This is a genomic window from Pseudomonas sp. XP2, assembly GCF_053557975.1.
Map to the genome: position 1 here is coordinate 8,348 of NZ_JBNRIK010000015.1, position 10,898 is coordinate 19,245.

At 63.5% G+C, this 10,898-nt stretch carries 10 protein-coding genes and 1 tRNA gene; 7 read left to right on the forward strand and 4 right to left on the reverse strand.

Annotated elements, in window-relative coordinates; genetic code table 11:
- Positions 1-124: 124 nt before the first annotated feature.
- Entirely contained in the window at positions 125-739 is a 615-nt protein-coding gene (locus ACK1VC_RS16930; protein WP_016484842.1) for a LysE family translocator, read from the forward strand.
- A gap of 107 nt (positions 740-846) precedes the next feature.
- On the opposite strand, the gene ACK1VC_RS16935 is transcribed toward ACK1VC_RS16930, so the two are convergent.
- Positions 847-923, reverse strand: a tRNA-Met gene (locus ACK1VC_RS16935).
- A 95-nt stretch (positions 924-1,018) separates the two neighbouring features.
- Complete coding sequence (locus ACK1VC_RS16940; protein WP_095115873.1) at positions 1,019-1,942, reverse strand: FecR family protein; 924 nt, start codon at positions 1,940-1,942, stop codon at positions 1,019-1,021.
- Positions 1,943-2,133: 191 nt separating this feature from the next.
- Between ACK1VC_RS16940 and ACK1VC_RS16945 the strand changes: the two genes are divergently transcribed.
- The 3 genes from ACK1VC_RS16945 (at position 2,134) to ACK1VC_RS16955 (ending at position 4,920) form a co-directional block, all read left to right on the forward strand.
- Entirely contained in the window at positions 2,134-3,348 is a 1,215-nt protein-coding gene (locus tag ACK1VC_RS16945) for an MFS transporter (RefSeq protein ID WP_449117996.1), read from the forward strand.
- A gap of 190 nt (positions 3,349-3,538) precedes the next feature.
- On the forward strand, positions 3,539-3,676 hold the full coding sequence (locus ACK1VC_RS16950) for a hypothetical protein (RefSeq protein ID WP_016484845.1): 138 nt from the start codon (positions 3,539-3,541) through the stop codon (positions 3,674-3,676).
- 83 nt (positions 3,677-3,759) lie between these two features.
- The gene (locus tag ACK1VC_RS16955) at positions 3,760-4,920 is read left to right on the forward strand and encodes an MFS transporter (protein WP_191087256.1); all 1,161 of its coding nucleotides are present in this window, start codon (positions 3,760-3,762) and stop codon (positions 4,918-4,920) included.
- Between the two features lie 29 nt (positions 4,921-4,949).
- Here the strand turns inward: ACK1VC_RS16955 and ACK1VC_RS16960 are convergent, their stop codons facing one another.
- Both ACK1VC_RS16960 and ACK1VC_RS16965 read right to left on the reverse strand, forming a co-directional pair.
- The gene (locus tag ACK1VC_RS16960) at positions 4,950-5,900 is read right to left on the reverse strand and encodes a FecR domain-containing protein (protein WP_191087257.1); all 951 of its coding nucleotides are present in this window, start codon (positions 5,898-5,900) and stop codon (positions 4,950-4,952) included.
- Positions 5,893-6,408, reverse strand: coding sequence for a sigma-70 family RNA polymerase sigma factor (locus ACK1VC_RS16965; RefSeq protein ID WP_016484848.1), 516 nt, complete (start codon positions 6,406-6,408; stop codon positions 5,893-5,895). The genes ACK1VC_RS16960 and ACK1VC_RS16965 overlap by 8 nt, the downstream gene beginning before the upstream one ends.
- 171 nt (positions 6,409-6,579) lie before the next feature.
- On the opposite strand from ACK1VC_RS16965, the gene ACK1VC_RS16970 reads away from it, so the two are divergent.
- The 3 genes from ACK1VC_RS16970 (at position 6,580) to ACK1VC_RS16980 (ending at position 10,874) form a co-directional block, all read left to right on the forward strand.
- Positions 6,580-7,206 carry a DNA-3-methyladenine glycosylase family protein gene (locus ACK1VC_RS16970; protein ID WP_016484849.1) on the forward strand — a complete coding sequence of 209 codons (627 nt, stop codon included), beginning with the start codon at positions 6,580-6,582 and terminating at the stop codon, positions 7,204-7,206.
- A 147-nt stretch (positions 7,207-7,353) separates the two neighbouring features.
- Positions 7,354-8,406 carry a bifunctional DNA-binding transcriptional regulator/O6-methylguanine-DNA methyltransferase Ada gene (gene ada, locus ACK1VC_RS16975; RefSeq protein ID WP_191087258.1) on the forward strand — a complete coding sequence of 351 codons (1,053 nt, stop codon included), beginning with the start codon at positions 7,354-7,356 and terminating at the stop codon, positions 8,404-8,406.
- Between the two features lie 56 nt (positions 8,407-8,462).
- Positions 8,463-10,874, forward strand: coding sequence for a DUF3772 domain-containing protein (locus ACK1VC_RS16980; RefSeq protein ID WP_016484851.1), 2,412 nt, complete (start codon positions 8,463-8,465; stop codon positions 10,872-10,874).
- Positions 10,875-10,898 lie beyond the last annotated feature (24 nt).

A 10,898-nucleotide genomic window follows, 5' to 3' on the forward strand; every position in this document is an offset into this window, starting at 1 on the left:
GGCGTTATTTTTCTGTGAAAAAAACTATCAGATATGCCTCACTATAAATCGATTTTTCCTGGTTCATAAGCCCTCGATAATCCCCAGGCCTGTGCATTTTCATAGCCTATCGAGAGCCATCAGCATGACCGAAATCATCGCCGTCGCCCTGTTCACCTTGCTCGCCGTCATCAGCCCTGGCGCCGATTTCGCCATGGTCACCCGTAGCAGTTATGCACAAGGCCGCAAGGCCGGGCTGGCCGCTGCGATGGGTATCGCGTTGGGTGTCCAGGTGCACGTGTTGTACACGGTGCTGGGCATTGCCGTGATCATCAGCCAGAGCCCCGCGCTGTTCCTGGCCATGAAAGTGCTGGGGGCGGGGTACCTGATCTACCTGGGCTACAAGTCGCTCACCAACACTCAGCGCATCAACCTCGAGGGTGGCAGTCAATCGACCGCCAGCGTGCTGCAAGCCCTGCGCACTGGCTTTCTGACCAATGCCCTGAACCCCAAGACCATGCTGTTCGTTATCAGTGCTTTCACCCAGGTGGTGCAACCAGGCAGCCCCCTGGCACTTGATTTCGCCTACGGCGCATTCATGTCCTTTGCCCACTGGTTGTGGTTCAGTCTGGTGGCGGTGTTTTTCTCAAGTGCCGTTTTGCGCAAGGCGATGATCGACCGGCAAGCGCTGGTGGACCGAGTCATCGGCCTGGCGTTGATCGGCCTTGGGCTGGCGGTGGCGGTGACGGGGATTCGTTGAAGGGCGATTGCATGTTGAGGGTAACTGCTTGCTCCAACTGAAAGCGTGTCAGCTTTTTCGCAGGCAAAGAAAAAGGGCTTACCTTGCGGTAAGCCCTTCGTCTTGTTTGGTGGCTACACAGGGACTTGAACCCCGGACCCCAGCATTATGAATGCTATGCTCTAACCAACTGAGCTATGTAGCCGATGGCGCGCATTATTCTCTTGAACGGGCCCTCTGTCAACACTCATTTCAAAAAAAATTTGCACGCTTTCAAAAACTTAGCCGCCGGGCGTGGTTTCAGCGCACCACAAGCCAGTGCCCGAGCACGCCTTGAAGCTGCAGATGCTGGGCCGCCGCCAGAGTTTGCAAGCTTTCGCCAGGCCGGTCGAGGTTGAAATTGCCGCTCACGCGCCGATGGGCCATTTGTTCATCCAGTATCCATAACCGCTGCCCCTGGTAGGCGGCAAGGCGCTTTAGCACCTGCCCCAAAGGCATGTCGGTGGCTTTCAGGCGGCCGGTGCGCCAGCTGTCAGCGGTTTTCAGGTCAGCTTTGTGCACCGGGCCAATGCGGGTGTCATCGAAGGTGACCTGCTCACCGGCCGATACCATGCGCTGTTCACCCCCTTGGATAACCATGGCCTTGCCACTGAGTACGACAAGTTCATCATGACCGGCATGGCGGGCTACCTGCAGGCGGGTACCGAACACCTGGATGCGGGCGTTGCCCACTTCCACTTCCATGGCCCGCCCGTCGAGCACGACTTCCAGGAACACCTGGCCCTGCACCAGGTGCAGCTGACGGGTGCGGCCGCGCAGGTCGACGTTCATTGCGCTGGCGCTGTCCAGGTTCAGGGTCGTGCCATCAGCCAGGCGTGTGCTGCGCCGCTCGCCCACATCGGTGTGCAGCTCGCTGGCCAGGCGCTGCATCAGCGGCCAGTAGAGGTAGGCCGCCGCGCCCAACCCGAGCAGAAACACAAGCGCCAACCATTTGCCCTGGTGGCTGCGGCGTTCATTTACGTGCCGTGGGCGGGGGCGGGCGGGGGGGGGTTGCAGCTGTTGCCAGAAAGTCTCCAGCTCGGCATAGGCATGGGCGTTGTCTGGTAGCTGGCACCAGGCTGCAAATGCCTGGCGCTGGGTGTCGTCGCAACCGGGCTGGCGCAACAGCGAGAACCACTCCAGCGCTTCCTGCTGTGGGTCGGGCTGCAGCTGCTTGGCGGGCATCGGGCTCATGGGGTCGGTCTGCTCACGATAGGGGCCGTTTCGCCCAACGATGACAGGGATATAAGTCGAGGATGCTAATTATATTGAGAACCATTTTCAAGTACGTTGCGACAGAGGGATAAAAAAGGTAGCTATGTATCTATTTGTTTCCCGATAATCGGATCCCAAACTGCGGACGGAGATTCAGGCACATGGCCACCAGTAGCGCCTCCCCGGCGTCCACCAGCGCAGCGGCGAGCCAAGCGACGCCGCTGGTAATGCGCATCATCGGCTTCTGCGCCCTGGCGCACTTGATCAACGACCTGATCCAGTCGGTGCTGCCGGCGATCTACCCGATGCTCAAGGCCAATTACGACCTGAGCTTCGCCCAGATCGGTCTGATTACCCTGACGTTCCAGATCACCGCTTCGCTGCTGCAACCCTGGGTCGGCTTTTTTACCGACCGCCGGCCAACGCCGAACCTGTTGCCGCTGGGCACCTTGTGCACGTTGGTGGGCATCGTGATGCTGGCCTTCGTCGGCAGCTTCCCGATGATTCTGCTGGCCTCGGCGCTGGTGGGGATCGGCTCGTCGACGTTCCACCCGGAAACCTCGCGTATTGCGCGCCTGGCCTCTGGCGGGCGCTTCGGCCTGGCCCAATCGACTTTCCAGGTTGGTGGCAACACCGGTTCTGCTCTGGGCCCACTGCTGGCGGCGGCCATCGTCATTCCGTTCGGCCAGACCCACGTGGCCTGGTTCGGCCTGGCCGGTTTGTTCTTCCTCGGTGTAACCCTGATGCTGCGCAACTGGTACAAGGAGCACCTCAACCAGGCCAAGGCGCGCAAGGCGGTGCAGGCCACCCATGGCATTTCCCGCAACCGGGTGATCGCGGCGCTGATCGTGCTGGGCCTGCTGGTGTTCTCCAAGTACTTCTACATGGCCAGCTTCACCAGCTACTTCACCTTCTACCTGATCGAGAAGTTCGATGTGTCGGTGGCCAGCTCGCAGTTGCACCTGTTCCTGTTCCTGGGGGCAGTGGCGGCGGGCACGTTCTTTGGCGGCCCGATCGGGGACCGCATCGGGCGCAAGGCGGTGATCTGGTTCTCGATCCTGGGGGTGACGCCGTTCACCTTGGCGCTGCCGTATGCGGACCTGTTCTGGACCACCGTGCTGAGCGTGGTGATCGGCTTTATCCTGGCCTCGGCGTTTTCCGCGATCGTGGTGTATGCGCAGGAACTGGTGCCGGGTAGCGTGGGCATGATCGCCGGCATTTTCTTCGGGCTGATGTTCGGCTTTGGCGGCATTGGGGCGGCGCTGCTGGGGTATGTGGCGGACCTGCGCGGTATCGAGTATGTGTACGGGCTGTGCTCGTTCCTGCCGTTGTTCGGGTTGCTGGCGGTGTTCTTGCCGTCTACAGGTAAACGCTGAAATTGCTGGGGGCTGCTTTGCAGCCCATTCGCAGCACAAGGCTGCTCCTACAGGCAGCACGCGCTCGTTGTAGGAGCAGCCTTGTGCTGCGAATGGGCCTCGTAGAGGCCCCTGGCCGATTGACTACCCCCCCTTGAGGTAGCTAGAGTGCCGCCTCTTTTTACCCACCACCTGCGTAGTAGCCAAAGCAATGCGCCGTAACCCGTCCCTCCCACACGCCCGCCAGCCTGCCCTCCAGGCCCTGCGTCGTGCCTGGCCGAGCGACACGGTGCTCAAGCGTCGCCGCAGCGTGCTGTTTGCCTTCACCTTCTCGCCACACCTCGCCTGAACTGATCTGCGCTTTTGCGTCGCTCGCCGCCCCGGCGTGCGCGCCTGTGTCTGCACGTCTTTTCGGTTTGCAAGGAGTGGTACATGAACATGCGTTTGCTGGCGGGCCTGTTGTTCGCCGTTTCTGTCGTGGGCTTCAGCCTGGCGGCCAGCCTGCCACTGGTGTCGTTGCGCCTGCATGAGGCCGGGGCCAGTACCCTGGAAATCGGCATCATCTCGGCCATTCCCGCTGCGGGCATGATGCTCTCGGCGTTCCTGGTCGACGCCTGCTGCCGCCACCTCACCCGGCGCACCATCTACCTGCTGAGTTTCAGCCTGTGCACCGTCAGCATCGCCTTGCTCGAGTCGGCTTTCGCCTCGCTGTGGCTGCTGGCGCTGCTGCGCCTGGGCCTGGGGCTGGGGATGGGCATCGCCATCATCCTCGGCGAGTCGTGGGTCAACGAACTGTGCCCTGATCACAATCGCGGCAAGATCATGGCCCTTTATGCCACCAGCTTTACCGGCTTCCAGGTACTCGGCCCGGCCATGCTCGCGGTGCTGGGCGCCAACAGCCCGTGGATCACCGGTGTGGTCACCGCCTGCTATGGCCTGGCGTTGCTGTGCATCGTGCTGACCGTACCCAATGACCATGTCGAGCATGAAGAGGGCGACAAGAGCTTCGGCCTGGCGGGGTTCTTCCGCGTGGCACCGGCGTTGTGTGTGGCGGTGCTGTTTTTCTCGTTCTTCGATGCGGTGGTGCTGTCGCTGTTGCCGGTGTACGCCTCCAGCCATGGCTTTGCCGTGGGCGTGGCGGCGCTGATGGTGACCGTGGTGTTTGCCGGCGACATGCTGTTCCAGCTGCCGCTGGGCTGGTTGGCCGACAGGGTGGAGCGCACCGGGCTGCACCTGGCGTGCGGGCTGGTGGCGATGTCGATTGGCATCGGCCTGCCGTGGCTGCTGAACATGACCTGGCTGCTGTGGCCGCTGCTGGTGGTGCTTGGAGCGGTTGCGGGGGGCATCTATACCCTGGCGCTGGTGCTGATCGGGCAACGTTTCAAGGGCCAGGACCTGGTCACTGCCAATGCCAGCGTGGGTTTGCTGTGGGGGGTGGGTAGCCTGATCGGACCGCTGGTCAGTGGCGCTGCGATGGATGTGGCCCCGCATGGCCTGCCCATGGCGCTGGCGCTGATGGCCGGGCTGTTCGTGTGCTTTGCCAGGCAGTCATACCGGCGGCATGGGCGGATGCGGCCAGTGGCGGACCGATAACTGCAGGAGGTAGCCGGTCAGACAGACGTTCACGCCGCGCCGATGCTTACCCAATAACGCGTGCGGTAGTCGATACGCACCGGCAGGCTGCGGGTGAGCAGCTGCAAAATCTGACGGGTGTCGCCCAACTGATAGGTACCTGACACCTTCAAATTCGCCACCTCAGGGGCGCAACGCAACAGGCCGGGACGGTAGCGGGCGAGCTCTGCGGCAAACTCGGCCAGTGGCATTTGCTGCACACTGAGCACCCCGTCGGTCCAGCCCCACGGGTCGCTGTGCAGCGTCACCGCGTGAATACTGCCATTGGCCCCCACCTGCACGGTTTCGCCCGAATGCACCTGCCGCGGCGAGGGCGATGTGGGGAACAGCGTGACTGCACCACGGCGCACCGCCAGCAGCAGGCCCTGGCTGTTTTCGCGCAGCAGCACCTGGCCGTTGAGGGTGGTCAGCGGCCCGACGCGGGTGTCGATGTGGAACGGGCGAGTGTCGTTGGGGTTGCTGTCCAGGCTGACCTCGCCACGTACCAGTTCCAGCTGGCGTTGCCCGGCGCTGTAATGCAGGTCGATAGCGCTGGCTGTGTTGAGCTGTATGTGGCTGCCATCGCTGGCTTGCCACTGGCGCCGCTCACCTGTGGCGGTGCTGCTGTCGGCCAGCAGTTGCGGCAGGCCCATAGGTTCGCGCATGGCCCAGCCCAGGCTGCCGCCCACGGCCAGCAGCGCCAGTAGCTTGAGGTGGTCTCGTCGGCTGCTGCGCTGGCGCTGGCTGCCGTCCAGGGTGCGCCGGCTCAGGTCCTTGGGCAGCCCGGCCAGTTCGTCGCCCAGTTGGCTGACCCGTTGCCAGGCCAGCGGGTTGTGCGGGTGGCTGGCCAGCCAGTGCTGGAATTGCTGCTCAGTACGGGGGGTGGGGCGGTCGAAGCGCAGCTTCACCAGCCAGTCGATGGCTTGGTCGACCTGTGCCTGTGCCGGGGCGTGCTCATGCATCGGCGTAACGCAACCGGTAGCAGACACCCAAGGCTTTGGCCAGGTCCCGCTCGACGGTGGCCCGCGACACTTCCAGCTGCTGGGCGATCTGCACGATGCTCAAGCCGTCCAGTTGAGCCAGCAGAAACGCCTGGCGAACACGCGGCTTGAGCTGGTTCAGGGCACGGTCGAGGCGGTCCAGGGCATCGAGAATGACCAGCCGGTGCTCTTCGCTGGGTGCCTCGGCTTCGGGCAGGTGGGCCAGACTTTGCTGGTAGGCGTGTTCCAGTGCGCGACGGCGGAACTGGTCGATCATCAGGCCACGGGCGATGCTGCTGAGATAGGCGCGTGGCTCTTTAAGCGGCGAAACCTGGCGGGCCCGCAATAGCCGCACGAAGGTGTCCTGGGCCAGGTCGGCCGCATGCTCGCTGCACCCCACCCGGTTGCGCAACCAGCCGCGAAGCCAGCTATGGTGGGCCTGATAGAGCAGAGCGACCTCGGTCGGCTTGAACGTGTCGTTGATCTGCATCGTAACGAGGGCCCGGTCCTGTGAACTGTGCGATTGTGAATAGTTCTCAATTCTATGCGGGGATAACGGCACAGGGCAATGGTATGCCAGGAATTCGCCGCGCAAGAACCGGCGTTTAACCGATGAATGGTTGGGCTAAGCTGGCCCTGCATTCAACCTGTTGGAGGCGCCATGATACTGGCCGACCTTTCACCCGAGGCCTACCGCAAGGCCACTGAATACCTGGCAGCACTCGACCCGGACTGGTCGCGGCACATTGCTGCGACCGGGCCTTGCCTGCACCAGGCCACGCCGGGGCGGGAGCCTTACGAGGCGTTGGTGCGGGCCATTGCCTACCAGCAACTGCATGCCCGTGCTGCCGAAGCAATCCTTGGCCGGTTGCTGGCGTTGTTCCCGGAGAGTGCGTTCCCGACGGCAGAGCAATTGCTGACGGTCAGCCCGCAAATCCTGCGTGCCTGCGGCTTTTCGGCGAGCAAGCTGGCGACGATTCAGGGCATTGCCCAGGCGCGGCTGGAAGGCCTGGTACCAACGCGTGAAGAGGCATTGACCATGGCCGACGAAGCACTGATCGAACGCCTGGTAGCCTTGCGTGGGGTAGGGCGATGGACGGTGGAGATGCTGCTGATTTATAGCCTGGAGCGTTCGGACATTCTGCCGGTGGACGATTTTGGCGTTCGCGAGGGATACCGACGGCTAAAGGGCCTGGACAAAGCGCCGACACCGGCGCAGATGCGCTCCCTGGGCGGCGGCTGGCGGCCGTTTCGGACCGTGGCGGCCTGGTACCTGTGGCGGGCCTGAAGTTTTGCATCGCCTGTACGGGCCCCTTCGCGGGCATGCCCGCTCCCACAGGGACCGCGCAAGGCTCGAACCCTGCAGAGGATCTGTGGGAGCGGGCGTACCCGCGAAGAGGCCCGTACAGGCGACAACTTATCTGGATGCTAACCCATGAATCTCTACACCACCCCCGACCAACGCTGGCAAGCCGTGGCGTCCCGCGACTCCACCGCCACAGGCCACTTCGTCTACGCCGTACGTACCACGGGCGTGTACTGCCACCCCGGCTGCAAATCTCGCATGGCCAAGCGCACCAATGTCGAATTCTACGACACCCCGGCTGCTGCCGAAGCCGCGGGCTATCGTGCCTGCAAACGTTGTATCAGCAAGGCCAGCGCCGCCCGCCATAGCCAACTGATCACCCGCGCCTGCCGCCTGATCGAAACCATCGACCCTGCGCCCAGCCTCGACCAGCTCAGTGCGCAACTGGCCGTAAGCCCCTTCCACCTGCACCGCTTGTTCAAGGCCGAAACCGGCGTTACCCCCAAGGCCTATGCCACTGCCTTCCGTGCCCGGCGCCTGCGTGAGCACCTGGAAGATGGCCAGCGTTCAGTCACCGACGCCATCTACGATGCCGGGTTCAACTCCAACAGCCGCTTCTACGAAAGCGCCGATCAGCGCCTGGGCATGCTCCCCCGCCAGTACCGCGCCGGTGGCGCAGGGGCCACCATCCACTTCGCCCTCGGCCAGTGTTCGCTGGGGGCGATCCTGGTGGCCCAGAGCGAGAAGGGCATTTGCGCGATTTTGCTGGGCGACGACCCCGAGTCCCTGTTGCACGACCTGCAGGACCAGTTCCCCAAGGCCCGCCTGATCGGCGGCGACAGTGCCTACGAACAGTTGGTCGCCGAAGTGGTGGGCTTTGTCGAAGCCCCGGCACTGGGCCTGGCGTTGCCACTGGATGTGCAAGGTACGGCGTTTCAGGAGCGGGTGTGGCAGGCCCTGCGCGAGGTGCCGGCCGGCAGCCGGGTCAGCTACACCGACATTGCCGAACGAATCGGTGCGCCCAAAGCGGTGCGCGCGGTGGCCATGGCCTGTGCGGCCAACCACATCGCCGTGGCCATCCCTTGCCATCGGGTGGTGCGTCGGGACGGCGATATCAGTGGCTACCGTTGGGGTGTCGAGCGCAGACAGCAACTGCTCACGCGAGAGACGGCACTCTCCTGATAGCCTGAAGCCGCGTAGAATCCCCCGCCAAATCGAGTTGTAAAGAGGATACTTCGATGAGGCGTGTCAGCCTTGCCCGTTTTTGCCCAGGCCTGATGGTCCTGTTGGCCCTGATGCTGGCCATTGCCAGCCCGGCCTGGTCGGCCCCGGCCACGCCATTGTCCAATCTGGTGGCTGCCGATGCGCCAGCGCTGGATGAAAACGCCAGCATCGAACAGCTGAGCGACCGGCTGGACCTGATCCGCCAGGGCGTCACCAGCGAGGCCAACGACGACCTGCTGTCGCAATTGCGCCTGGCGGCGATGCAGGTTCAGCGCCAGGCTGATGCATTGAGTACCCAGCGCACCGCCGACCTGGAAAAACTCGAGGACAAGCTGAAGGTCATCGGCCCGGCCCAGCCGGACGAGGCCGCCACCCTCACGCAGCAGCGCAAAGCGCTGGAGGCCGAAAAAAAGGCGCTGGTAGCCCAGCAGGATCAGGCCACCAAGCTGAATCAGTCGGCTCGCGACCTTTCCACGCAAATCGTCAACCTGCGCCGTAGCCAGTTCAATTCGCAAATCACCAGCCGTGCGGCTTCGCCATTAAGCCCGGCGTTCTGGCAAAGCATCATCCGCCCTACCCAGGACGACGTGGCGCGTGTGCGTGACCTGCGCGGCGAGGCGGCCGATGCCATTGGCAGTGCCCTCAGCGCCGAAAACCGCTGGCTGTTCATTACCAGCCTGGTGGCGGCGATTCTGGTCTGGACCTTGGTGCGCCGTGTGCTCGAGCGTCTGCTGGCCAGTGCCATGGTCGGCTGGTTGCCCGAGGGCCGCTTGCGCCGCAGCGCCTTGGCGCTTGGCGTCAGCCTGGCAACCCTGGGTACCATTGCCGGCTCTGTATCGCTGCTGCGCTGGGGCCTGGAGAGCAGCGCACAGCTGGGCTCCGATATCGCAAGCCTGGTCAACCACATCCTTACCCTGGTGGTGTTCAGCGCCTTCATCACCGGCCTGGGCCGCGCCATGCTGATGCTGCAGCGCCCGTCCTGGCGCCTGCCGCCGATCCATGACGAAGTGGCCAGTGCGCTCGGTTGGTTCCCGAAGGTACTGGCGTTGGCGCTGATGGTCATGATGACCATGGAGCGCATCAACAGCGTCATCGGCGCCAGCCTGGCACTGACTGTGGCGGTCAATGGCCTCACCGCGCTGGTGGTGGCGCTTATCTTTGCCGGCGCATTGCTAGGTTATCGCCGAACCCTGCGCAAGCATGATCTGGAGCGCCCCACTGGCCTGACCGGGCTGATCCCGTTCGTGATGGTGATCTGGCTGACGCTGATCTTGCTGGCCCTGCTCACCGGCTATCTGACACTCGCCTATTTCCTCACCGCCAAATTGCTGTGGGTCAGCCTGGTGGTCACCTGTGCCTACTTGCTGACCACCTTCTTCGGTGACCTGTGCGAAACCTTGCTGTCGCCACGTCAGCCAGGTGGTCTGGCGCTGGCCTCGACCCTGGGCCTGGCGCCTCGCCACCAGGCACAGGCCAGCACTGTCCTGGCCGGCATCGGCCGTACCGTCATCCTGTTCCTGGCGCTGTTGCTGGTGCTGATGCCGTCGGGCACCAGCCCCAGCGAGCTGCTGATGAGCCTGGGCGACTGGGACGGCACCGGCGGCAAGCTGCTTGGCAACCTCAACATCGTCCCGCAGGATATCCTGCTGGCCCTGGCGATCTTCTTCGGCGGCCTGTTCGCCATTCGCGTGGTCAAGCGCTGGCTGAGTGACCGCCTGCTGCCGGAAACCGACATGGACGCCGGCATGCGTGCCTCGCTGGTGACCCTGGTGGGCTACCTGGGCTTCCTGTTCCTGGCCATGCTGGTAATGTCGACCCTGCGCATCAACCTCACCAGCCTGACTTGGGTGGTCAGTGCCCTGTCGGTGGGTATCGGTTTTGGCTTGCAGCAAATCGTGCAGAACTTCATCTCCGGCCTGATCCTGCTCACCGAGCGCCCCGTCAAGGTGGGCGACTGGGTCAGCCTGGCGGGCGTCGAGGGGGATATCCGCCGCATCAATGTGCGCGCCACCGAAATTCAGATGTCCGACCGCTCGACGGTGATCGTGCCTAATTCCCAGTTCATTTCGCAGAACGTGCGCAACGTGACCATGGGCAATGCGCTGGGCGTGGTCGGCATTACCTTGACCCTGCCATTGGAGACCGACGCCAACCGGGTACGCGAGCTGTTGTTGACGGCGTACCACGAGCATGAGGCGATTCTGGATGCGCCCGCCACTTCGGTGTCGTTCAAGGACCTGACCGCCAGTGGCATGGTGATTGGCGTCAGTGGATACGTGGCGGGGCCGCGGCAGGTGTCAGGTACCCGTAGCGACTTGCTGTTCACCATTCTTGGACGGCTGCGTGATGAAGGCATTCCGCTGTCTTCGCCGCAGAGCATGGTGCTGGTGCAGGAGGGTACGCGCCCCGCTGACGAGTCGGTGTAAAGAGCGGGGGCTGCTGCGCAGCCC